20 protein-coding genes are annotated in these 20,991 nt (G+C 72.0%); 11 read left to right on the forward strand and 9 right to left on the reverse strand.

Annotated features, from left to right (window positions below):
* Positions 1-15: 15 nt before the first annotated feature.
* Genes DEJ47_RS01890 through DEJ47_RS01905 form a run of 4 tightly spaced genes read right to left on the reverse strand, consistent with a single transcriptional unit; the run spans position 16 to position 4,868 of the window.
* Positions 16-1,164 carry an XdhC family protein gene (locus DEJ47_RS01890; RefSeq protein WP_150164266.1) on the reverse strand — a complete coding sequence of 383 codons (1,149 nt, stop codon included), beginning with the start codon at positions 1,162-1,164 and terminating at the stop codon, positions 16-18.
* Positions 1,157-3,304, reverse strand: a complete 2,148-nt coding sequence (locus DEJ47_RS01895) for a xanthine dehydrogenase family protein molybdopterin-binding subunit (protein ID WP_150164268.1) — start codon at positions 3,302-3,304, stop codon at positions 1,157-1,159. Before DEJ47_RS01895 ends, DEJ47_RS01890 begins: the two co-directional genes overlap by 8 nt.
* A complete protein-coding gene (locus DEJ47_RS01900) occupies positions 3,301-4,293 on the reverse strand; it encodes an FAD binding domain-containing protein (protein WP_150164270.1) in 993 nt (330 codons plus the stop codon). Before DEJ47_RS01900 ends, DEJ47_RS01895 begins: the two co-directional genes overlap by 4 nt.
* Positions 4,290-4,868, reverse strand: coding sequence for a (2Fe-2S)-binding protein (locus tag DEJ47_RS01905; RefSeq protein ID WP_150164272.1), 579 nt, complete (start codon positions 4,866-4,868; stop codon positions 4,290-4,292). Before DEJ47_RS01905 ends, DEJ47_RS01900 begins: the two co-directional genes overlap by 4 nt.
* A gap of 308 nt (positions 4,869-5,176) precedes the next feature.
* Between DEJ47_RS01905 and DEJ47_RS01910 the strand changes: the two genes are divergently transcribed.
* The 4 genes from DEJ47_RS01910 (at position 5,177) to DEJ47_RS01925 (ending at position 8,668) form a co-directional block, all read left to right on the forward strand.
* Positions 5,177-5,764, forward strand: coding sequence for a TetR/AcrR family transcriptional regulator (locus tag DEJ47_RS01910; RefSeq protein ID WP_150164274.1), 588 nt, complete (start codon positions 5,177-5,179; stop codon positions 5,762-5,764).
* A 188-nt stretch (positions 5,765-5,952) separates the two neighbouring features.
* A complete protein-coding gene (locus DEJ47_RS01915) occupies positions 5,953-6,648 on the forward strand; it encodes a type 1 glutamine amidotransferase domain-containing protein (RefSeq protein WP_150164276.1) in 696 nt (231 codons plus the stop codon).
* Between the two features lie 3 nt (positions 6,649-6,651).
* Entirely contained in the window at positions 6,652-7,218 is a 567-nt protein-coding gene (locus DEJ47_RS01920; RefSeq protein ID WP_150164278.1) for a TetR/AcrR family transcriptional regulator, read from the forward strand.
* 88 nt (positions 7,219-7,306) lie between these two features.
* On the forward strand, positions 7,307-8,668 hold the full coding sequence (locus DEJ47_RS01925; RefSeq protein ID WP_150164280.1) for an aldehyde dehydrogenase family protein: 1,362 nt from the start codon (positions 7,307-7,309) through the stop codon (positions 8,666-8,668).
* A gap of 108 nt (positions 8,669-8,776) precedes the next feature.
* Here the strand turns inward: DEJ47_RS01925 and DEJ47_RS01930 are convergent, their stop codons facing one another.
* The 3 genes from DEJ47_RS01930 to DEJ47_RS01940 form a co-directional block, all read right to left on the reverse strand.
* A complete protein-coding gene (locus tag DEJ47_RS01930; protein WP_150164282.1) occupies positions 8,777-10,141 on the reverse strand; it encodes an FAD-dependent oxidoreductase in 1,365 nt (454 codons plus the stop codon).
* A 166-nt stretch (positions 10,142-10,307) separates the two neighbouring features.
* Positions 10,308-10,925, reverse strand: a complete 618-nt coding sequence (locus DEJ47_RS01935) for a TOPRIM nucleotidyl transferase/hydrolase domain-containing protein (protein ID WP_150164284.1) — start codon at positions 10,923-10,925, stop codon at positions 10,308-10,310.
* 40 nt (positions 10,926-10,965) lie between these two features.
* A complete protein-coding gene (locus tag DEJ47_RS01940) occupies positions 10,966-11,352 on the reverse strand; it encodes a hypothetical protein (RefSeq protein ID WP_150164286.1) in 387 nt (128 codons plus the stop codon).
* 119 nt (positions 11,353-11,471) lie between these two features.
* On the opposite strand from DEJ47_RS01940, the gene DEJ47_RS01945 reads away from it, so the two are divergent.
* From DEJ47_RS01945 to DEJ47_RS01955, 3 genes are all read left to right on the forward strand, one after another.
* Positions 11,472-12,887 (forward strand): hypothetical protein, encoded by a 1,416-nt coding sequence (locus DEJ47_RS01945; protein ID WP_150164288.1) that lies wholly within the window; start codon positions 11,472-11,474, stop codon positions 12,885-12,887.
* Positions 12,888-12,954: 67 nt separating this feature from the next.
* Entirely contained in the window at positions 12,955-14,205 is a 1,251-nt protein-coding gene (locus DEJ47_RS01950) for an AAA family ATPase (RefSeq protein ID WP_150164290.1), read from the forward strand.
* Positions 14,202-15,437, forward strand: a complete 1,236-nt coding sequence (locus tag DEJ47_RS01955) for a DUF2201 family putative metallopeptidase (protein WP_150164292.1) — start codon at positions 14,202-14,204, stop codon at positions 15,435-15,437. Before DEJ47_RS01950 ends, DEJ47_RS01955 begins: the two co-directional genes overlap by 4 nt.
* A gap of 50 nt (positions 15,438-15,487) precedes the next feature.
* Here the strand turns inward: DEJ47_RS01955 and katG are convergent, their stop codons facing one another.
* Entirely contained in the window at positions 15,488-17,713 is a 2,226-nt protein-coding gene (gene katG / locus DEJ47_RS01960) for a catalase/peroxidase HPI (protein WP_150164294.1), read from the reverse strand.
* A 253-nt stretch (positions 17,714-17,966) separates the two neighbouring features.
* On the opposite strand from katG, the gene DEJ47_RS01965 reads away from it, so the two are divergent.
* Positions 17,967-18,386: a Fur family transcriptional regulator gene (locus DEJ47_RS01965; RefSeq protein ID WP_150164297.1), complete on the forward strand. Its 420-nt coding sequence runs from the start codon at positions 17,967-17,969 to the stop codon at positions 18,384-18,386.
* Between the two features lie 94 nt (positions 18,387-18,480).
* Here DEJ47_RS01965 and DEJ47_RS01970 read toward each other — a convergent pair whose 3' ends face one another.
* The gene (locus DEJ47_RS01970; RefSeq protein WP_150164299.1) at positions 18,481-18,903 is read right to left on the reverse strand and encodes a secondary thiamine-phosphate synthase enzyme YjbQ; all 423 of its coding nucleotides are present in this window, start codon (positions 18,901-18,903) and stop codon (positions 18,481-18,483) included.
* A gap of 102 nt (positions 18,904-19,005) precedes the next feature.
* Between DEJ47_RS01970 and DEJ47_RS37575 the strand changes: the two genes are divergently transcribed.
* From DEJ47_RS37575 to DEJ47_RS01980, 3 genes are all read left to right on the forward strand, one after another.
* Entirely contained in the window at positions 19,006-19,089 is an 84-nt protein-coding gene (locus DEJ47_RS37575) for a putative leader peptide (protein ID WP_362638461.1), read from the forward strand.
* Positions 19,090-19,358: 269 nt separating this feature from the next.
* Positions 19,359-20,240 carry an ABC transporter permease gene (locus DEJ47_RS01975; protein ID WP_150164301.1) on the forward strand — a complete coding sequence of 294 codons (882 nt, stop codon included), beginning with the start codon at positions 19,359-19,361 and terminating at the stop codon, positions 20,238-20,240.
* On the forward strand, positions 20,213-20,965 hold the full coding sequence (locus DEJ47_RS01980; RefSeq protein ID WP_150164303.1) for an ABC transporter ATP-binding protein: 753 nt from the start codon (positions 20,213-20,215) through the stop codon (positions 20,963-20,965). The genes DEJ47_RS01975 and DEJ47_RS01980 overlap by 28 nt, the downstream gene beginning before the upstream one ends.
* Positions 20,966-20,991 lie beyond the last annotated feature (26 nt).

The following is a 20,991-nucleotide window of genomic DNA, read 5'->3' on the forward strand; positions in this document are numbered from 1 at the left end:
GTTGATGCTCCCAAATCAGACCAGGGCGTCGGCCCGCGGAGGGCCGCCGGGCGTGTCGTGGTGGATCGGTGTCCGTGCCCCGGTCAGCGGGTGCCCCGTGCCGCCCTGGCGTACCGCGACGATCTCCGCCGCGATGGACAGGGCCGTCTCCTCGGGTGTGCGGGCGCCGAGGTCGAGGCCGATCGGCGAGCGGAGCCTCGCCAGTTCGGCCTCGGTGACGCCCTCGTCGCGCAGCCTGCGGTTGCGGTCCTCGTGGGTGCGGCGCGAGCCCATGGCGCCGACGAACGCGACGGGCAGCCGCAGGGCCGCCGTGAGCAGCGGCACGTCGAACTTGGCGTCGTGGGTGAGGACGCACAGAACGGTGCGGGCGTCCGTCGTGGTGCCGCGCAGGTAGCGGTGTGGCCACTCGATCACGATGTCGTCGGCGTCCGGGAACCGGGCCCGAGTGGCGAAGACGGGGCGGGCGTCGCAGACCGTCACGTGGTAGCCGAGGAACTTGCCCACGCGGACGAGGGCCGCCGCGAAGTCGACGGCGCCGAAGACGATCATGCGGGGCGGCGGCTGGCTGGACTCGACCAGGACCGTCACGGCGGTGCCGCAGTGCGCGCCGCTCTCGGAGACGACGAACTCCCCCGTGCGGCCCGCCGCGAGGAGGGCGCGGCTCTCCCCCACGGCGGTGCGGTCGAGGTCGGGGTGCCCGCCGAGCGTTCCGTTCCCGGCCCCCGCAGGGGTCACCAGGAGCGGTCGGCCGAGGAGTTCGGCCGGTCCCCTGTAGACCCGGGCCAGGGCCGTGGCCTCACCGCGCACGGCGGCCGTCAGGGCGGCGGCGAAGACCGCCCTGTCGGGTGAGTCCACGGCGACCGGTGCCACCAGGACCTCGATGACGCCGCCGCAGGTGAGGCCGACCGCGAAGGCGTCGTCGTCGCTGTACCCGAACCGTTCGACGACGGCTTCGCCCTCGTCGAGTGCCTGGACGCACAGGTCGTAGACCGCGCCCTCCACGCAGCCGCCGGAGACCGAGCCGATGACGGTTCCCTCGCCGTCGACGGCCATCGCGGCGCCGGGGCCGCGCGGTGCGCTGCCGCCGACGCTCACGACGGTGGCGACCGCGAAGTCCCGGCCCTCCTCGACCCAGCGGTTCAGGTCGGTGGCGATGTCAAGCACGGTGCTCTTCCCGCTCTTCCCCGAGTACGGTTCCCGCCCGCAGGACGCGGTCGGGGCGGATCGGCAGGGAGCGGTGGCGGACGCCGGTCGCGTGCCGGACGGCGTTGGCGATGGCGGCCGCGGCACCCACGATGCCGATCTCGCCGACGCCCTTGATGCCGACGGGGTCCTCCACGTCCGGGTCGTCGACCCAGTCCGCCTCGATGTGCGGCACGTCGGCGTGCGAGGCGATGTGGTACCCCGCGAGGTCCGGGCCGACCAGGCCGCCCGTCGCCGGGTCCCTGACGGCCTCCTCGTGCAGCGCCATCGACAGGCCCCAGGTCATGCCGCCGATCAGCTGGCTGCGTGCGGTGAGCGGGTTGACGATGCGTCCCGCGGCGAAGATGCCGAGCATGCGCCGCACGCGGACTTCCCCGGTGGTGACGTCCACGGCGACCTCGGCGAACTGGGCGCCGAACGCGTGCCGTTCCTTCTGTGCGAGCGCGCCGATCACGTCACTGGTGTTCGAGCGCGCGGTGAGACCCTCTGGCGGGATGTCACCGCCGGGAACCAGCTTCTCGCGCAGTTCGCGCGCGGCGAGCATGACCGCCCAGCCCCAGGAACGGGTGCCCATGGAGCCGCCCGCGATCATCGCGGGGCCGAAGTCGCTGTCGGCGATGCGGACGCGGACCCGCTCCGTCGGCACTTCGAGGGCGTCGGCGGCGATGAGGGTGAGCGCGGTCCGCGCGCCGGTCCCGACGTCCGCGGCGGTGATGCGCACGGTGAACATTCCGTCGGCCTCCGCCGTCACCGCGGCCGTGCTCGGGGCGACGAGCACGGGGAAGGTGGACGCGGCGGTGCCGGTGCCGAGCAGCCAGCGCCCTTCGCGGCGCACTCCCGGGCGCGGGTCGCGGTCCGCCCAGCCGAACCTGCGGGCGCCCTCGTCGAAGCAGGCGAGCAGGTTGCGGCTGCTGAACGGCAGCCCGGACACGGGGCCGACAGCGGGTTCGTTGCGGGCCCGCAGCTCGATCGGGTCCATGCCGCATTTCTCGGCGAGTTCGTCGAGCGCGGACTCCACGGCGAAGGAGCCGGGCGCCTCGCCGGGGGCCCGTACCCAGGTCGGGGTGGGCACGTCGAGGCGGACGAGACGGTTGACGGTGTGGTGCGCGTCGGCCGCGTACATGGCGCGACCAAAACCGGCGCTCTCCTCGACGAACTCGTGGACGGTCGACGACAGGCTCTGCCCCTGGTGGTCGAAAGCGAGGAGCCGCCCGTCCGGGTCGGCGCCGAGCCTGACGCGTTGCGCGGTGGGGCTGCGGTAGCCGATGAGGGAGAACATCTGGCGGCGCGTCATGACGACGCGGACGGGCCGGTCGAGGACGGTCGCCGCCATCACGGCGAGCACCTGGTGGGCCCGCAGGCCCTTGGAGCCGAAGGCGCCGCCGACGTGCTCCGAGCGGACCCGCACGGAGGGCGGGTCGAGGGAGAAGAGCTTCGCGAGCTCGTCCGCGACCCAGGTGCTGCCCTGGTTGGAGTCGACGATGTCCAGCCGCCCGTCGTCCCAGCGTGCCGTCGCGGCGTGCGGCTCCATCGCGCTGTGGTGCTCTTCGGGGGTCGTGTACTCGGCGTCCACGACGTGCGCGGACGCGGCGAGCCGGGACTCCAGGTCCCCCACCGCCGTGCGCATCGCGTCGCCGTCCGGCGTGTAGGTCCCGGGCCGTCCGGCGGAGAAGGCGACGTCGTGCGGCTCCTGGTCGTAGTGGACGACCAGCGCCTCGGCCGCTTCCCTGGCCTGTTCGGACGTCTCGGCGACGACCAGCGCCACCGGCCAGCCCACGAAGGGCACCCGGTCGTGCTGGAGGACCCCGACGACCGGGTCCGGCTTCCCGAGCATGCCGACGTAGTCCGCGTCGACGCGCGGCGCGTTCCCGTGGTGCAGGACGGCGAGGACACCGGGCATCGCGAGGACAGGTGCGTCGTCGACCGAACGGATCCGGCCGCGGGCGATGGTGGACAGGACGAGCCAGCCGTGGGCGAGGTCGGCGAAGGGGATCTCACCGGCGTAGCGGGCCGCTCCGGTGACCTTCTCACGGCCTTCGATGCGGGTGTGCGCGGTGCCGACCGCGCCCGTCACCGCGGTGGTTGCGGTGGTCGTGGTCATCGGGCGGCCTCCTCGGTGAGTTCGGACAGCACGGCCACGACGAGGTTGCGCGTCAGCGTCACCTTGTAGCCGTTGTCGGGCAGCGGGCGGGCCGCGGCCAGTTCGGCGTCGGCCGCGGCGGCGAACGCCTCGGCGGTCGCCGGGCCGCCGGTCAGCGCCTGTTCGGCCGCCCGGGCACGCCACGGCCGGGACGCGACCGCGCCGATACCGATGCGTACGTCCCGTACGACACCGTCCTGTACGTCCAGGGCGGCGGCGACCGAGCCGATGGCGAACGCGTAGGAGGCACGCTCGCGCACCTTGCGGTAGCGGGAGTGCGCGGCGACGGGGGCGGGCGGCAGCGTCACGTGGGTGATGAGCGCGCCGGGCGGCAGCGAGGTCTCCAGGTGCGGGGTGTCGCCGACGGGCAGGTAGAACTCGGTGAGCGGCAACTCGCCCGGGCCTTCGGCGGTTTCGTAGTGGACGACCGCGTCGAAGGCGGTGAGGGCCACGCCCATGTCGGAGGGGTGGACGGCCACGCAGTGGTCGGTGGCGCCGAGGATCGCGTGGTTGTGGTGTTCGCCGCCGACGGCCGAGCAGCCAGTGCCGGGCTCGCGTTTGTTGCAGGGCTTGGAGAGGTCGGTGAAGTAGCCGCAGCGGGTGCGCTGGAGCAGGTTCCCGCCGACGGTCGCCATGTTGCGCAGCTGCCCGGAGGCGCCGGCGAGGACGGCCTGCGTCAGGGCGGGGTAGCGGCGGCGCACGTCGGGGTGGGCGGCGAGGTCGCTGTTGGTGACGGTCGCGCCGACGCGCAGCCCGCCGTCCTCGGTGGTCTCGACGGTGTCCAGGGGCAGTTCGCGTACGTCGACGAGGAGCGCGGGCCGTTCCACGCCGGTCTTCATCAGGTCGACGAGGTTGGTGCCGCCGCCGAGATAACGGGCGTCGGGGTCGGTGCCGAGCACGGCGACCGCGCCGGACACGTCGTACGCCCGCTGATAGCCGAAGTCCCTCATGCCGCTCCCTCTCCCACTGCTGCTTCCTCGTCCGCTGCTGCTCCGTCTCCCGCGCGGGCCGCCTCGGCGACGGCCTGCACGATCGACACGTACGCGCCGCAGCGGCACAGGTTGCCGCTCATCCGCTCGCGGATCTCCTCGGCGGTGAGCTGGGGAACGCCCGCTTCGGGGCGCACGTCGGCGGTGGCGGCGCTCGGCCAGCCCGCCGCGTGCTCCTTCAGCGCGCCGAGGGCGGAACAGATCTGTCCCGGCGTGCAGTAGCCGCACTGGAAGCCGTCGCGGTCGAGGAAGGCCTGCTGGACGGGGTGCAGCCGGTCGCCGTCCGCGACGCCTTCGATGGTGGTGATCTCGCGGCCTTCGGAGGCGACCGCGAGGGTGAGACAGGAGACGGCCCTGCGGCCGTCGATCAGCACCGTGCAGGCCCCGCACTGGCCTTGGTCGCACCCCTTCTTGGTGCCGGTCAGATCGAGCCGCTCGCGCAGGGCGTCGAGCAGGGTGGTGCGGTGGTCGACGGACAGTGTGTGCTTCTCACCGTTGATGTTCAGGGTGACGGCACTGGACGTCGATGGAGCCATGAGCAGCCTTCTTTCGCGAATCGCGTCGAACGAGGCGGTCCCGGCCGGAGATCGGGATGAGCTCGGGAGATCGGGGAGATGGCGCTGTACAGGTGGAGGGAGACGTACAGGTAAAAGGGAGACGTACAGGGAGAGGGAGACGTCGCCGCTTCGGCGGCAGGGGTCGCCAATGGACGTGGCTGCGGTATGGTGAGCCTAAGCGGACAGCTGTCCGCTCACCGTCGAACTTAGCGGACAGTTGTCCGCTCAGCAAGGCACCCTCAGGCCCTGCCGCACGGAACAGGCCACGACGCGCCGAAGGAGAGCGAATGGGTCACCACAAGACCCCGCCCCTGCGCTCGGACGCGCAGCGCAATCGCGAGCGGATCCTCGAAGTGGCCCTGGCGGAGCTGACACTGGCGAGCGACGCGCCGCTCAGCGTGATCGCCAAGAAGGCGGGGGTCGGCCAGGGCACGTTTTACCGCAACTTCCCGAACCGCGAGTCCCTCGTCCTGGAGGTGTACCGCTACGAAGTGCAGCAGGTCTCCGACGCCGCCTGCCAGTTGCTGGCGACGCGGGAACCCGACCGCGCCCTGCGCGAGTGGATGGACCGCCTCGTCCGGTACGCCATGGCCAAGGCGGGGCTAGCCGAGGCGATCCGCAAGGCCACGAGCACGCTCGGCAGCCTGGCCGGGGTCGGCCCCGGCCCGCTCACCGAGGCCGTCGGACACCTGCTGCGGGCGAACGAGGAGGCCGGAACCATTCGGCCGGGGGTCACCCCCGACGACTTCCTGCTCGCCATCGCCGGCCTCTGGCACATCGACCCGCACAGCGACTGGGAGACCCGGGCGGGCCGTCTGATGGACCTCGTCCTGGACGGCCTGCGGGCCGGGGCACCGGGGCGCGAACACGGCTGATCCGGCTGCCGCCGCCGGTCTGCCGACAGGCCGTCAGCGGTCTGCCATCGGTTTCCCGATACCTGCCATCGGTTTCCTCATTGGATACCTATGTCCGATGGATTTACGTTGGGGACGTGGCCGTACTGACGTTCTGCGTCCAGAACGTCAGACCGCCCGCCCGACCAGTCCCGCCATCGGAGGCCCGCATGTCGAAGATCCTTTTTGTAGTCACCGGCGTCGACCACTGGACCCTCGCCGACGGAACCCGGCATCCGACCGGTTTCTGGGCCGAGGAGGCCGTCGCGCCGTACGAGGCGTTCAAGGCCGCCGGACATGAGATCGTCGTCGCCACGCCCGGCGGCGTCGTCCCCACGGTCGACGGCGGCTCCCTCGCCCCCGAGGTCAACGGCGGACAGGAAGGCGCCGAGAAGGTCGCCGCCTCGCTCGCCGCGTTCACCGAGCTCCAGCACCCGGTCAAGCTCTCGGAGGTGCACCTCGACGACTACGCCGCCGTCTTCTACCCCGGCGGCCACGGCCCCATGGAGGACCTCGCCGTCGACGCCGACTCCGGAAAGCTGCTGACCACCGCCCTGGAGACGGGCAAGCCGCTCGGCATCGTCTGCCACGCCCCGGCCGCGCTCCTGGCCGCCGTCTCCGCCGACGGCGCGCCCTCGTTCGCGGGCTACCGCCTCACCGGCTTCACCAACGCGGAGGAGACCCAGGCCGGACTCGCCGACCGGGCGAAGTGGCTGCTCCAGGACCGCCTGGTGCAGGGCGGCGCCGACTTCCAGGAGGGCGAGCCCTGGGCCCCGCACGTGGTCGTCGACCGCAACCTCGTCACCGGCCAGAACCCCGCGTCCTCCGCCCCGCTCGCCGTCGAGCTGCTCGGGAAGCTGGCCTGAGCCATGGGCACCGACCGGCTCGACGAGGTCCTCGACGCCGCCTACGACTGCCTCACGCGGTACGGCGCGCGACGCACCACGATGGACGACATCGCCTCCGCCATGGGCGTGTCCCGGTCCGCCGTCTACCAGTACGTGCGCGGCAAGGACGACGCCTTCCGCAGGCTCGCGGGACGCCTCCACGAGCAGGCGCTCCGGCGCGCCCGGGAGGCGGCCTCCGCCGACGTCCCGTACGCGGAGAGACTGCACGGCGTCCTGGCCGCCAAGCTCGACCTCGTCCTCCAGCTCGCCGGGGACTCCCCGCACGCCACGGAGCTGCTCGACGGGAAGGCCCGCCTCTTCGGCGACATCTGCACGTCGTTCACCACGGAGCTGCGCGAGGTGCTGACCGGCCTGTTCACGGAGGCGGGCACGGTCGCGGGCGTCGCGCCCGCCGAGGCCGCGGACATCTGCGTCGCGCTGGTCGTCGGCCTGGAAGGCATGCGCGACCCGCGGGGCCTGCTGGCCCCGGCCACGGACGCGCTCGCCACCGGCCTGCTCGACACGGCGGCCCGCGCAGAGAACCCGTAGCGCACAAAACGTCACACCGCACACGCACGACGCATCGCATATCGCATCCCGTAACGCACAAGCACAAGCACTGCTGAGGAATCCCCCCATGACCACCGACGTCACCCTCACCGACCGGACCGCCTCCCTGGTCGCCCGCATGCGCGCCACCTTCGCGTCCGGCCGCACCCGGCCCCTCGCCTGGCGGCAGGAGCAGCTGACCCGACTGCGCGCGCTGTTCACCGAGAACCGCGAGGCCATCGCCGACGCCCTCCACAGCGACCTGCGCAAGCCACGCCCCGAGGCGTACGGCGCGGAGATCGACCTGCCCGTACACGAGATCGATCACACGCTGGCGCACCTCGCGGAGTGGCTGGAGCCGCAGCGGCTCGACCGGGCCTCCCTCGCCGGGCTGCCCGAGGGGTCCACGGCCGGCACGCAGTACGAACCGCTGGGCACCGTACTGGTCATCGCCCCGTGGAACTACCCCGTCCAGCTGTCCCTCGTACCGGTGGCGGGAGCGCTCGCCGCGGGCAACGCGGTGATCCTGAAGCCGAGCGAACTCGCCCCGGCCACGTCGGATTTTATGGCCCGACTCGTGCCGCAGTACCTGGACCCGGAGGCCGTCGCCGTCGTCGAGGGCGGCATCCCCGAGACCACGGCTCTGCTCGCCGAGCGCTTCGACCACATCTTCTACACCGGCAACGGCACGGTCGGCCGCATCGTGATGCGCGCCGCCGCCGAGCACCTCACGCCCGTCACCCTCGAACTGGGCGGCAAGTCGCCGGTGTTCGTGGACCGGGACGCCGATGTCGCCACCGTCGCGGCCCGGCTGGCGGACGCCAAGTTCCGCAACGCCGGGCAGACCTGCGTCGCGCCGGACTACGTCCTGACCGACCCGGAGACCGCCCGTGCCCTGGCGGCCGCGCTCGCGGAGGCCGTGGAGCGTCTCTTCGGCGCCGACCCGCAGTCCTCACCGGCGTACGGCCGGATGGTGAACGAGCGGCACTTCGACCGCGTGAGCGCCCTGCTCGGCTCGGGCACGACGGCGTTCGGCGGGCGGACCGACCGGGACGACGTGTACATCGCGCCGACCGTCCTGACCGGCGTGACGGCGGACGACCCCGTCATGGCGGAGGAGATCTTCGGCCCGGTCCTGCCCATCGTGGAGGTCGCGGACCTGGACGAGGCGATCGCGTTCATCAACGACCGCGACAAGCCCCTGGCTCTGTACGGCTTCACGGAGAACGAGACGACGCGGCGCCGCCTCGCCGCCGAGACGTCGTCCGGCGGGCTCGGCTTCGGGCTGCCGATGGCGCATCTGCGCGTGTCCGAGCTGCCGTTCGGCGGGGTCGGCGAGAGCGGCATGGGCAGTTACCACGGCCCGCACTCCATCGCCGCGTTCAGCCACCGCCGCGCCCGCCTGGACGTGCCGCTCGGAGCGGGCAAGCAGCTCGGCGCAGGCAAGTAGCCGTACAGCAGTGTGCGCAGGCGAGTTGAGGGAGCACACTGGGGTGATCCTTACAACTCACCTGCGCACACAGGGCGTCGAGCCGCAGGCCGACAAGCCGGTGAAGCGTTACGCGCCGCTCGCCTCGAGCATGTCCTCGCGCTCGACGATCTTCACGCGCTCGCGCCCCTGCGGCTCGCCGAGCGCCTTCTCCGCCGCGTCGAGGCGGTACCAGCCGTCCCAGGTGGTGAAGCGGACGCCGCGCTCGCCGAGGAAGGCGTCGACGGCCTCGGGCTCGGGCGAGGCGGGGGTGTGCAGCCGGCCGTTCTCGCGGTCGTCGAGGAGGCTCGCGACGGTCTCGTTGGCGTCGCCCTTCGTGTGGCCGATGAGGCCGACGGGGCCGCGTCGGATCCAGCCGGTGACGTACGTCGACCGGAGGTGCTCGCCGGACTCCTCGATCACGCGGCCCGCCACGTCCGGAACGGTGCCGGAGGTGACGTCCCAGGGCAGCTTGGGCAGTTCGTCGGAGAGGTAGCCGACGGCGCGGTAGACCGCCCCGAGGTCCCAGTCCTTGAACTCGCCGGTGCCCTTGACGTTGCCGGTGCCGTCGAGGGCGGTGCGCTCGGTGCGCAGGCCGACGACCTTGCCGTCCTCGCCGAGGATCTCGACCGGCGACTCGAAGAAGTGCAGGAACAGCTTGTGCGGGCGGTCGCCGACGTCGCGGATCGCCCAGTTCTCCAGGGTCTTGGCGACCATGTCGGCCTGCTTGTTGCCGCGCCGGGTGGCGATCGAGCCCTCGTCGTAGTCGATGTCCTCGGGGTCGACGATGACCTCGATGTTCGGCGAGTGGTCCAGTTCGCGCAGCTCCATCGGGCTGAACTTGGCCTGCGCGGGGCCGCGACGCCCGAAGACGTGGACCTCCAGGGCCTTGTTGGCCTTGAGGCCCTCGTGGACGTTGGCCGGGATCTCGGTGGGCAGCAGCTCCTCGGCGGTCTTGGCGAGGATGCGGGCGACGTCGAGCGCTACGTTGCCGACGCCGAGGACGGCGACCTTCTCGGCGTCCAGCGGCCAGGTGCGCGGCACGTCGGGGTGGCCGTCGTACCAGGACACGAAGTCGGCGGCACCGTACGAGCCGTCGAGGTCGATGCCGGGTATGTCGAGCGCGCGGTCGGCGGTGGCACCCGTGGAGAAGATCACGGCGTCGTAGAACGAGCGCAGGTCGTCCAGGCTGATGTCGCGCGGGTAGTCGACGTTGCCGAAGAGACGGATCTGGGGCTTGTCGAGCACCTGGTGCAGGGCCGTGATGATGCCCTTGATCCGGGGATGGTCGGGGGCGACGCCGTAGCGGATCAGACCGAACGGCGCCGGCATCCGCTCGAAGAGGTCGATCGACACACCCGGCTCGACCGCCACTGCGGATTTGAGCAGCGCGTCGGCGGCGTAGATTCCGGCGGGGCCGGCTCCGACAATGGCTACCCGCAGAGGGCGAGGCATGTTCAGGTTCCCTTCGAGCGGTGATGGAGTGACTCGAGGGAAAGCCTAAACTAAGGCAAGCCTAAGTAAGTAGGCGGGTCAGCTTTATGACCTCATAAGGCAGCCTTATGACCCCCATCATATCTGCTTGGGGACTGTGGACCGTGCTCACCCGCCCTCACCGGTGTCACACACTCGCGAACAGATCGTCGAGCGGAGGGGGCACTTCGCCGGGGGCGAGAGCTTCCGTCAGGAGGCCGCCGTAGCGGATCTTGCGCCCCTTCTTGGTGCCGAAGAAGCGTCGCAGCTGCTGATGACGCGGGGTGCCCTGGTGGGCGGGCTGCCGCTGCAGAGTCTGCCAGGCGCGCAGGTCGCCCTCCTCCCGGATGATCTCCTCGACCCGCTCCGTGCCCAGCGCGCGGATGAGCTCGTCCTCCAGGTCGGCGGCGCAGACGTGAATGTCCTGCCGCGAACCGCCGGCCCGCTCCCACCCCCGATCGTAGAAGCGCCGCTCCCCCACGTCACACAGCCCCGTCAGGCGCAGCCCGAGTCCGGGCGCCCCGAGGAGCCCGGCGTACCGCCCGACGCTCATCGCCCCGCCCATCGGCACGACGCACACCCCTTCGGCGGCCAGATCCCGGCCCCGCCGCGCGGCCAGCGCGTCGACAGCCGCGAGATCGCTCGGCCCCTCCAGCAGCACCGCGGTCCGCAGCCCCCATTGCCCCGCCAGCTCACTCGCGGGCCCGCGGGGACCACCCGTCGCCCAGCTGTTCACCGCGTCCCTGAATGCCGCCATGTCCGCCATGGAACGAGTCTGCACGTCAGCCGCGCGACACCGCATCGAATTACCGTCGCCCCGGGCCGCCTCCGCCCCGCCACAGCCATGCCGGTATCAGCGAGGGGCCGCCGCCCGCCGTCGTCACCGGCGCCGGCTCGAACGGGCAGAGCTCCGTGCGGGCGACAGGCCTGCTGAGCACGGCCTCGAACCACTCGGCGCAGCGCGCGGCGAGCTCTTCCGGTGTTCCCGTCGTCCGGGAGAGCACGCCTGCGCGCGACTCGAAGACGTTGTAGAGCTGGTCGGACACCCGGCCGGCCCGTATGTACGAGCCATGGAAGTGCACGGCCCATTCACCGACGATGGTCCGCCGCTCGCCATCACCGAGGGAGATGAAGACCAGCAGCGACGCGTCGTCCTCGGGGTCCTCAACCTCGAACCACGGACACATGTGCATGACATGGCCCTAGGGCCGATAAAGGCACTGACAGGTCACTGCGCGAAGGTTACGATCAGCGCGATGACGATTTCTCCCGCAGGCAGATTGGGGGTCCCGTCCGCGCAAGGTGAGTGCTGATGCTCACTCGGATCGCGAACGGTCGCACCCTTCGTACCACCGACACTTCTGCCCCACTCTCCTCCCCCTGCCCTTCCCTCTCCGCCTTCTGGCCGCGTGTACGGCAATTCGCCGTGCCGACGGCCATGATCGAGAAGGCAACCGCCCGCCGTGTGGTCGGCGACTGGGCGGGGGCGTGTTCCGCCGCCCGCTTCGACATCGACTTCGGCCTCCGTGCCGTCGCACATACGCACGGTCGACATGTCGCGGACCAACTCCGCTCGGACCTGCGCCACTTGGCCCCCGACCTGCTGCGCTGGCACATGCCGAGGATCGCTCCCGACGGACTGCTCCGCCCGGGACTGACCGTCGCCCTCGCCCGCTACGAGGCGGCGGGCCCGGCAGGCGTACGTCCCTTGCGTCTCGTCGCCCGTACCCCGCCCGCCTGGGCGGATGCCGGTCAGCGCATCAGCCTCGCCCTGTGGGACGGCGCCCGGGCCCGCGCCGACCCGCCCCACCACCACCCGCACCCGCACCCCCACCGGCGCTTCCGTCTCGACCTGCACCGCCACCTGTGGGACGCGCGCAGGGCCGGCGAGTTGCGGGCCCGGTCCGGCACGGGCGCACCGGACCCGCAGTGGCGCCACTGTGCCGTCGACCGATGGGCGGACGAGGCTGCGCTCCTGCTGCACACCGACGGCCGGCCCGCCGGGCCCGTCGTCGTGCGCCTGGGAGCCGGACGTCGCCTGCTCATGGAGCCCGGTCCGGACGTGGACGCCGTCGGAGTCGGGCACCCCTCCGGCTTCTCCACCGTCGCTCCGCCTTCCGTCGGCGACATCTCCGCACTCCCCGTCCTGCCCGACGCCTCGACCTGGATCCTGCCGGACCTGGAACTTCTCCGGACCGGCGCCGTCACGGCCGAGCGACTCCATCCTCTGGTCGCGGCGTCGCTGTTGCCCGACTCCACCCCGGCCGGCCCGTCCACCGCTCCAGCCGCGCGCCGTCCCCGCATCGTCGAATGCCGCGGCGCCCGACACCGTATCGGCCTCGTCGACGGAGTACTGGCCCCGCTCGACCACGACGCCGCCGAGATCCGCCGCGAGGAGCTCCTCGCCGCACTCTCCGGTACCCCACTGCCCTGCCTGCGGGTGATCGATGAGGCGCACCGCAGTCCGGACGCCCTCACCGGCGTCCGCGAGCGCCTCGACCACGGCGACGTCGACGGCGCCCTGGCCGTCATCGAAGACCTGTTGGGGCCAGAAGCGCTGCTGCGCGACGGCCCGTTGCGGGACGAGTTGGAGACGGCCGCGCGCCGACGCGTCACCCACGGGCTCTACCGGGCGGGCCTGATCGGCTCCGCCCCCTCCCCCGCGCACCCCGGGCCCGGGGCGCGACGCGACGTCCGGTCGCACCCGCGCCACTCCTCCACACGCTGACCCGCACCCTCACGTACACCCGCGGCCTCCCACCACACGCCTCCCGAACACCCGAAGGTGATCACACATGCCCGAACACGCCACGAACCTCTCCGCCCCCACCCGACTCGGCGTCGCAGAGGCCCTGTTGGACCTCCTGCGCGACTCGACCACCGAACCCCGCACCGACACGCAGCTGGAAGCACTCACCCTGGCTGTCTCCGCCGACCTCCCTGTGCTCCTGTGGGGAGAGCCGGGCATCGGCAAGACCGCGGCCCTCACGCAACTCGCCACCTCCCTCGACCTGCCGCTGACCACGGTGATCGCCAGCGTGCACGAGCCGTCCGACTTCTCCGGGCTGCCCGTCGTCGGGGACGACCCGGCGGAACAGGGCATCCCGATGGCACCCCCGGACTGGGCCGTCCGCCTCGTCCGGGCCGGCCGCGGGCTGCTGTTCCTCGACGAACTGTCCACCGCTCCCCCGGCCGTGCAAGCGGCTCTGCTCCGTGTGGTCCTCGAACGACGCATCGGTGCTCTCCAACTCCCGCCCGGTGTACGCATCGTGGCAGCAGCCAACCCGCCGTCCTCGGCAGCCGACGGCTGGGAGCTCAGCCCGCCGCTCGCCAACCGGTTCGTCCATCTGCAATGGGCCCACGACCACGACGTGGTCGTACGTGGCCTCGGCGGGACCTGGCCGCACGCCACGCTTCCCCGGCTCGCACCCGAGAAGCTGTCGGAAGCCGTGGACTTCGCCCGTCGCGGCGTATGCGGGCTGCTGGCCGCACGCCCCGGACTCGTACACCGGCTGCCCGGCGGCGAGGCGCGCCGCGGCGGGGCCTGGCCCTCGCCACGCAGCTGGGAGATGGCGCTGCGTCTGACCGCGTTCGCGACCGCCGCCGGGTCCTCGCGCGACGTGCTCTCCCTGCTGGTCAGGGGCACCGTGGGAGACGGCCCGGGGCTTGAGCTGCTGGCGGCGCTGGACCGGATGGACCTGCCCGATCCCGAACTGCTCCTCGCCGACCCCGCGCACGCCGACCTGCCGCAGCGGGGCGATCTCCGTCAGGCGGTGCTCGACGCCGTGGTGGCCGCGGTCAGGAACCGTCCGGAGAGGTCGCGCTGGGACGCGGCGTGGGCGCTGCTGGTCCGCGCGGTCGAGACCGGCGCACCCGATCTGGTCGTCGTGCCCGCCACCACGCTCGCCGCGTTGCGCAGGGAGGACTGGGACGTACCGGCCTCGATCGAACGCCTCGCCGGGACCGTGGGCCTGTCCCGGCGGGCGGATCGTTCGCTGGCGCGCGCCACGCGCACGGCGCGCGACACCGCCAGGGCGGGCCGGTGACCGCGCCGGGCGCCCTGGACCGGGACAAGCTCTTCGCCGCCCGGCTCCACGCGGCCCGCGCCCGCCCGTATCTGTCGACGGCCCTGTTCGCCCTGCACACCGTCGTGTCGCGGCAGGTGCCGACGATGGCCGTCGACCGGCACTGGCGGTGCTACGTCTCGCCCGGCTTCGTCGACCGCACGCCCGTGGAGGAACTCGCCGGAGTGTGGGTGCACGAGGTGTCCCACCTGCTCCGGGACCACCACGGGCGCAGCGACCGGGTGGCCGGGGAGCGCGGGCTCGACGGTCCCGGAGAGCGGCTGCGGATGAACATCGCAGCGGACTGCGAGATCAATGACGACGTGTTCGGGGAGGGCCTCGTCCGGCCCGAGGGCGCCGTGGGGCCCGCGGTGCTGGGACTGCCCGAGGGGGAGCTCATGGAGGACTATCTGCGGCAGTTCCGGCTCGGGCCGCGGACGCAGAGCATGTCCTGGCTGGACTGCGGGAGCGGCGCCGACGGCCTCGAGCGTCCGTGGGAGCTCGGGGCGGACGGCGCCGACGGGCTCAGCGAGCAGGAGAGGGACGCGGTCCGCTTCCGGGTGGCGCAGGGCATCACCGCCCGGCCGGGCAACGCGCCGAAAGGGTGGCGACGGTGGGCGGAGGAGGCGTTCCATGCGCCTCAGCCGTGGCGGGAGTTGCTGGGTGCGGCGGTCCGCTCCGCGGCGTCGGGGCCCGGCGCGGGTGAGGACTACACGTACGGGCGGCCCGCGCGGCGCTCGGCGGGGGTGCCCGGTGTCGTCCTGCCGAGTCTGCGGCGCAGACCGCCACGGGTGTGCGTGGTCATCGACACGTCCGGTTCGGTGAGCGACGCCGAACTGGGCAGCGCGCTCCTCGAAGTGACCGCGATCTCCCGTGCGGTGGGCGGCCGTCGTGACCTCGTCACGGCGCTGCCGTGCGACGCGGCCGCCCCGTCCGTGCACTCGTTGTGCAGGGCGGAGGGGATACCTCTGGTGGGCGGCGGTGGCACGGATCTGCGGGCCGGTTTCGCCAGGGCGCTGCGCGCGCGGCCCGCACCCGACATCGTCGTGGTCCTGACCGACGGCCAGACGCCGTGGCCGCGTACGCGCCCCGCCTGCCGGACGGTGGTCGGGCTGTTCCCGCGGGCGGGACGCGCCCGCTCCTGGGACGAGGACGACCCCGACCACGTACCGGATACGCCGCCCGCCTGGGCCCGCGTGGTCGAGATCGGTTAGGCGGCGCGTCCAGGCCGGTTCACCTGGACGCGCCGGTCACCCGGTGTGTGTCACGCGAGGTCGAACCGGTCGAGGTTCATGACCTTGACCCACGCCGCGACGAAGTCCCGTACGAACTTCTCCTTCGCGTCGTCGCTCGCGTAGACCTCGGCGAGTGCGCGCAGTTCGGAGTTGGAGCCGAAGACCAGGTCGGCTCGCGTGCCGGTCCACCGGACCGTGCCGGAGGCATCGCGGCCCTCGAACGTGTCCTGGGCCTCGGACGTCGACTTCCACTGCGTGCCCAGGTCGAGCAGGTTGACGAAGAAGTCGTTGGTGAGGGTGCCGGGGCTCGTGGTGAGGACACCGTGCTTCGAGCCCCGGTGGTTCGCGCCGAGGACACGCAGACCGCCGACGAGGACCGTCATCTCCGGGGCGCTCAGGGTCAGCAGGTTCGCCTTGTCGAGCAGGAGATATTCGGCGGGCAGGCGGTTGCCCTTGCCGACGTAGTTGCGGAACCCGTCGGCGGGCGGCTCGATCGCGGCGAAGGACTCCACGTCGGTCTGCTCCTGCGACGCGTCGACGCGGCCCGGAGTGAAGGGGACCTCGACGGCGAAGCCGGCGTCCTTCGCGGCCTGCTCGACGGCCGCGCTGCCGCCGAGCACGATCAGGTCGGCGAGCGAGACCTGCTTGCCGTCCGTGCGGGAGGAGTTGAAGGAGTCCTGGATGCCCTCCAGGGCGCGGAGGACCGTCGCCAGCTCGTCGGGGTCGTTGACCTCCCAGCCGCGCTGCGGCTCCAGACGGATCCGCGCACCGTTGGCGCCGCCGCGCTTGTCGCTGCCGCGGAAGGAGGAGGCGGCGGCCCACGCCGTGGACACGAGCTGCGACACCGACAGGTCCGAGGCGAGGATCCGCTCCTTGAGAGCGGTGACGTCCGCGGCATCGATGCTTTCGTACGTCGCCTCGGGCAGCGGGTCCTGCCACACCAAGGTCTCGCTCGGGACCTCCGGGCCGAGGTAGCGCACGACCGGGCCCATGTCGCGGTGGGTCAGCTTGAACCAGGCGCGGGCGAACGCGTCCGCGAACGCGTCCGGGTCGTCCTTGAAGCGGCGCGAGATCTGCTCGTAGACCGGGTCGAAGCGGAGCGACAGGTCGGTGGTGAGCATCGTCGGCGCGTGCTTCTTCGTGGCGTCGAACGCGTCGGGCACGGTGCCCGCGCCCGCGCCGTCCTTCGGCCGCCACTGGTGCGCGCCCGCGGGGCTCTTGAACAGCTCCCACTCGTAGCCGAAGAGGATCTCGAAGAAGCTGTTGTCCCACGTCGTGGGGGTGTCGGTCCAGATGCCCTCGAGACCACTGGTGATCGCGTCGGCACCGACGCCCGTGCCGTGCGTGCTGCGCCAGCCCAGGCCCATCTGCTCCATGGGCGCGGCCTCGGGGTCGTCGCCGACCGCGTCGGCCGGGCCCGCGCCGTGGGTCTTGCCGAAGGTGTGGCCGCCCGCGATGAGGGCGACGGTCTCCTCGTCGTTCATCGCCATCCGGCGGAACGTCTCGCGGATGTCGCGGGCCGCGGCGATCGGGTCCGGATTGCCGTTCGGGCCCTCGGGGTTGACGTAGATCAGGCCCATCTGGACCGCGCCGAGCGGGTTCTCCAGCTCGCGGTCGCCGGTATAGCGCTCGTCGCCGAGCCAGTCGGTCTCGGGGCCCCAGTAGACGTCCTCGTCGGGCTCCCACACGTCGGCGCGGCCGCCGCCGAAGCCGAAGGTCTTGAAGCCCATCGACTCCAGGGCGACGTTGCCGGTGAGGATGAGCAGGTCGGCCCACGAGAGGGACTGGCCGTACTTCTTCTTGACCGGCCACAGCAGACGGCGGGCCTTGTCGAGGCTGGCGTTGTCCGGCCAGCTGTTGAGCGGCGCGAACCGCTGCTGACCGGCGCCCGCACCGCCGCGGCCGTCACTGATGCGGTACGTGCCCGCGCTGTGCCACGCCATGCGGATCATGAACGGGCCGTAGGTGCCGAAGTCGGCGGGCCACCAGTCCTGGGACGTCGTGAGCACCTCGGCGATGTCCCGCTTCACGGCGGGCAGGTCGAGGGACGTGAACGCCTCGGCGTAGTCGAACTCCTCGCCGAGGGGGTTGGCTACGGCGGGGTTCTTCGCCAGGATCTTCAGGTTGAGCCGCTCAGGCCACCACTGCCGGTTGCCGCCGCCCTGCGTCGGGTGCGGCGCGCGGTGCGCCACCGGACAGCCGCCCGTCTCCTCCGGTTTCGGGTCGGTGACGATCGCGTCGTGGTTCTCTGTCATGGGGAATCCTTCCGGAGAGGGCGGATCGCGGTGCTCAGGAGCTGAGGGTGGTGGAGCAGGTGCACGCGCGGGACGGAAGGCGATGCGGTGAAGTAAGGCGATCCAGTGAAGTCACGTGTGGTTCCCTGCCGTTGCCCTGACCCTTGGCTGCCAGCCGGAACCGATCCTACGATGGACGAAATCCAAGTCAATACGGAAGACAGGCGCACGCGTATTCATTCCTGAGGGCTCTGCACAGTGAGGGTTGGTGGTCATGAGTGACCTGCTGCAACGGCTCCGCGGACGCGGTTGGCGGATGACCGCCCAGCGCCGCGTGGTCGCCGAGGTGCTCGCCGGAGAACACGTCCACCTGACCGCCGACGAGGTGCTCGCCCAGGCCACTGCCAGGCTGCCGGAGATTTCCCGCGCCACCGTCTACAACACCCTCGGCGAACTCGTCTCGCTCGGCGAGGTCATCGAGGTCACGACGGACGGACGCGCCAAACGCTACGACCCCAATGCCCACCGTCCGCACCAGCACTTGGTGTGCGCGGACTGCGGCACCATCCGCGACGTCCACCCCGCGGGCGACCCGCTGACCGCCCTGCCCTCCGCGGAACGCTTCGGCTTCACGGTCCTGACGGCGGAGATGACGTTCCGGGGCCGGTGCCCGGACTGCCGGACACGGCCTTAGTCGCCCGACGCCGCCGGACACCGTCCTGGTCACCTGCCGGGCGCTCCAGATGAGCAGGCGCTCGCCTACGCCGGTGTCAACGACGGGGGCACCGTCAGCCGAGGAACGAGAGCCGCACCTTCCGGTCCGGGTTGTCGACGTTCGTGTCGACCAGGCACACCGACTGCCACGTCCCCAGTTCCAGGCGGCCGTCGACGACCGGCAGGGTCGCGTGGGGCGGGACCAGGGCGGGGAGCACGTGGTCGCGGCCGTGACCCGGGCTGCCGTGGCGGTGCTGCCAGCGGTCGTCCGCGGGGAGCAGCGTGTGCAGCGCGGCCAGCAGGTCGTCGTCGCTGCCCGCCCCCGTCTCCAGTACGGCGATGCCCGCCGTGGCGTGCGGGACGAAGATGTTGAGGAGGCCGTCGCGGCCGTCGGCCGTTTCGCGCAGGAAGGCCTCGCAGTCGGCGGTGAGGTCACGGACGACCTCGGTCGATCCGGTGGTGACCTGCAGGACTCGGGTGGTGAACACATCGGGCATGCGTCCATCCTCCCTCACGTCGGCTTCCGTCCGCTGATACCGGGAGTCCGCCTTTCGAGACACCATTGACCGTGTGTGGCCGAAGTGGCTACGTTCTGCGGCATGTTGCGTTCAGCCCTGCTCACCACGCGCGGTCACATCGACCTGCTGCGGGTGGCCTCCTCCGCGTGTCGTCGCGGCCGCTGACGCCTTTTCCCCGCTTTCGCGCTCGTCACTTCGCCGGTTCCCGCTGCTGGTTTTGTGCCGCGCGCTGTCCTCGTAGGCCCATGGACGTGCAGGTCCGTACGTCCGCACCTCCGTGAGCCTGCGCACCCGGGCGTGTGCCCGCGCCCGTGCGTGTCCTCCGGGTGTCGCGGGCGTGCCGTGCGCTGACGGCGTCCGGCCTGCCACGCGCGCACCGGCCACCGGTGAACCCCCCTCTGCCCTCCCCTCCCCTCTCGCCCCGTGGAGCCCTCATGAGCATCAGCCATGCCCCGCCACACCCCACCCCACCCGATATATCCCCCAAGTCCACATCCGAGCTGCCTCCGGGGCCCCAGCTCCAAGCCCTCGTCCCCTCCTCCACCCGCCGCGCCCGCGTCCCCCGCTGGCTGCGCCGCACCTCGGGACCGCTCGCGCTGCTCGCACTCTGGCAGGTCCTGAGCTCCACCGGCGTCCTCGCCGGTGACGTGCTCGCCTCCCCCGGGACCGTCGCCCGTGTCGCCGGAGATCTCATCGGGAACGGGTCCCTGCAGAACGCCATGGGAGTCTCCCTGCAGCGCGTCGCGCTCGGGCTGGTCTTCGGCACCCTCGTCGGGACGACGCTCGCCCTCGTCTCCGGGCTCTTCCGCATCGGCGAGGACCTCGTGGACGCCAGTGTGCAGATGCTGCGCACCGTGCCGTTCGTCGGACTGATCCCGCTGTTCATCATCTGGTTCGGGATCGGCGAGGCGCCGAAGATCGCGATCATCACGCTCGGGGTGTCCTTCCCGCTCTACCTGAACGTGTATGCGGGGATCCGGGGCGTCGACGCCCAGTTGATCGAGGCCGGGGAGTCGCTCGGCCTGTCGCGGTGGGGGCTCGTGCGGCACGTCATCCTGCCGGGCGCGCTGCCCGGTGCCATGACGGGGCTGCGCTACTCGCTGGGCGTCTCCTGGCTCGCCCTCGTCTTCGCCGAGCAGGTCAACGCCGACGCCGGCCTCGGTTTCCTCATGGTCCAGGCCCGCGACTTCCTGCGCACCGACGTGATCGTCGTCTGCCTGGTCGTCTACGCCTTCCTCGGCCTGACGGCCGACTTCGTCGTCCGAACCCTCGAAAGGCTGCTGCTGCAATGGCGACCGACGTTCACCGGCCGGTGACCACGACCGTGTCCTCCGCCGTCCATGTCGACGGGCTGACCCGTGCCTTCGACGGGCGTGCCGTCATCGACGACCTGCACCTCGACGTGCGTCCCGGCGAATTCGTGGCGCTGCTCGGCCGCAGCGGCTGCGGCAAGTCGACACTGCTGCGCATCCTCGCCGGGCTCGACCGCGAGATCGAGGGCACCGTGCTCGTGCCGCGCCGCAGGGCCGTCGCGTTCCAGGCGCCGCGGCTGATGCCGTGGAAGCGGGTGTGGCGCAACGTGCTGCTCGGGCTGCCGGGAAAGCCCCACCGGGACGTCGCCGAGCAGGCCCTGGCCGAGGTCGGTCTGAAGCACCGCAGCGACGCCTGGCCCAAGACCCTCTCCGGCGGCGAGGCCCAGCGCGCCTCGCTGGCCCGTGCCCTGGTGCGCGAGCCGGACCTGCTCCTGCTGGACGAGCCGTTCGGCGCGCTCGACGCGCTCACCCGCATCAAGGCCCAGCGGCTCGTCGACGAGTTGTGGCAGCGGCGTGGCTGCGCTGTGCTCCTCGTCACGCACGACGTGGAGGAGGCGGTGCTCCTCGCCGACCGGGTCCTTGTCATGGACGGCGGCGTCATCGCGTACGAGACGGAGATCGACCTGGAACGCCCCCGCGGCATCTCCGACCCCCGTTTCGGCGAGCTCCGCGCGGAGCTGCTCGAACGCCTCGGCGTCGAGGCGACCGCCGGTGCCTCCGCCGCCTGACGCCTGAGCACCCGCTCCCTACAGCA

It is taken from the genome of Streptomyces venezuelae (assembly GCF_008642355.1).
GTDB classification, from domain to species: Bacteria; Actinomycetota; Actinomycetes; order Streptomycetales; family Streptomycetaceae; genus Streptomyces; species Streptomyces venezuelae_B.

What these genes read in the sequence shown, in the direction of transcription:
- DEJ47_RS01895 (WP_150164268.1), bottom strand. Translation starts at nt 3,304, where the DNA reads ATGACCACGACCACCGCAACCACCGCGGTGACGGGCGCGGTCGGCACC.
- DEJ47_RS01900 (WP_150164270.1), bottom strand. Translation starts at nt 4,293, where the DNA reads ATGAGGGACTTCGGCTATCAGCGGGCGTACGACGTGTCCGGCGCGGTC.
- DEJ47_RS01905 (WP_150164272.1), bottom strand. Translation starts at nt 4,868, where the DNA reads ATGGCTCCATCGACGTCCAGTGCCGTCACCCTGAACATCAACGGTGAG.
- DEJ47_RS01910 (WP_150164274.1), top strand. Translation starts at nt 5,177, where the DNA reads ATGGGTCACCACAAGACCCCGCCCCTGCGCTCGGACGCGCAGCGCAAT.
- DEJ47_RS01915 (WP_150164276.1), top strand. Translation starts at nt 5,953, where the DNA reads ATGTCGAAGATCCTTTTTGTAGTCACCGGCGTCGACCACTGGACCCTC.
- DEJ47_RS01920 (WP_150164278.1), top strand. Translation starts at nt 6,652, where the DNA reads ATGGGCACCGACCGGCTCGACGAGGTCCTCGACGCCGCCTACGACTGC.
- DEJ47_RS01925 (WP_150164280.1), top strand. Translation starts at nt 7,307, where the DNA reads ATGACCACCGACGTCACCCTCACCGACCGGACCGCCTCCCTGGTCGCC.
- DEJ47_RS01930 (WP_150164282.1), bottom strand. Translation starts at nt 10,141, where the DNA reads ATGCCTCGCCCTCTGCGGGTAGCCATTGTCGGAGCCGGCCCCGCCGGA.
- DEJ47_RS01935 (WP_150164284.1), bottom strand. Translation starts at nt 10,925, where the DNA reads ATGGCGGACATGGCGGCATTCAGGGACGCGGTGAACAGCTGGGCGACG.
- DEJ47_RS01940 (WP_150164286.1), bottom strand. Translation starts at nt 11,352, where the DNA reads ATGCACATGTGTCCGTGGTTCGAGGTTGAGGACCCCGAGGACGACGCG.
- DEJ47_RS01945 (WP_150164288.1), top strand. Translation starts at nt 11,472, where the DNA reads ATGCTCACTCGGATCGCGAACGGTCGCACCCTTCGTACCACCGACACT.
- DEJ47_RS01950 (WP_150164290.1), top strand. Translation starts at nt 12,955, where the DNA reads ATGCCCGAACACGCCACGAACCTCTCCGCCCCCACCCGACTCGGCGTC.
- katG (WP_150164294.1), bottom strand. Translation starts at nt 17,713, where the DNA reads ATGACAGAGAACCACGACGCGATCGTCACCGACCCGAAACCGGAGGAG.
- DEJ47_RS01965 (WP_150164297.1), top strand. Translation starts at nt 17,967, where the DNA reads ATGAGTGACCTGCTGCAACGGCTCCGCGGACGCGGTTGGCGGATGACC.
- DEJ47_RS01970 (WP_150164299.1), bottom strand. Translation starts at nt 18,903, where the DNA reads ATGCCCGATGTGTTCACCACCCGAGTCCTGCAGGTCACCACCGGATCG.
- DEJ47_RS37575 (WP_362638461.1), top strand. Translation starts at nt 19,006, where the DNA reads ATGTTGCGTTCAGCCCTGCTCACCACGCGCGGTCACATCGACCTGCTG.
- DEJ47_RS01975 (WP_150164301.1), top strand. Translation starts at nt 19,359, where the DNA reads ATGAGCATCAGCCATGCCCCGCCACACCCCACCCCACCCGATATATCC.
- DEJ47_RS01980 (WP_150164303.1), top strand. Translation starts at nt 20,213, where the DNA reads ATGGCGACCGACGTTCACCGGCCGGTGACCACGACCGTGTCCTCCGCC.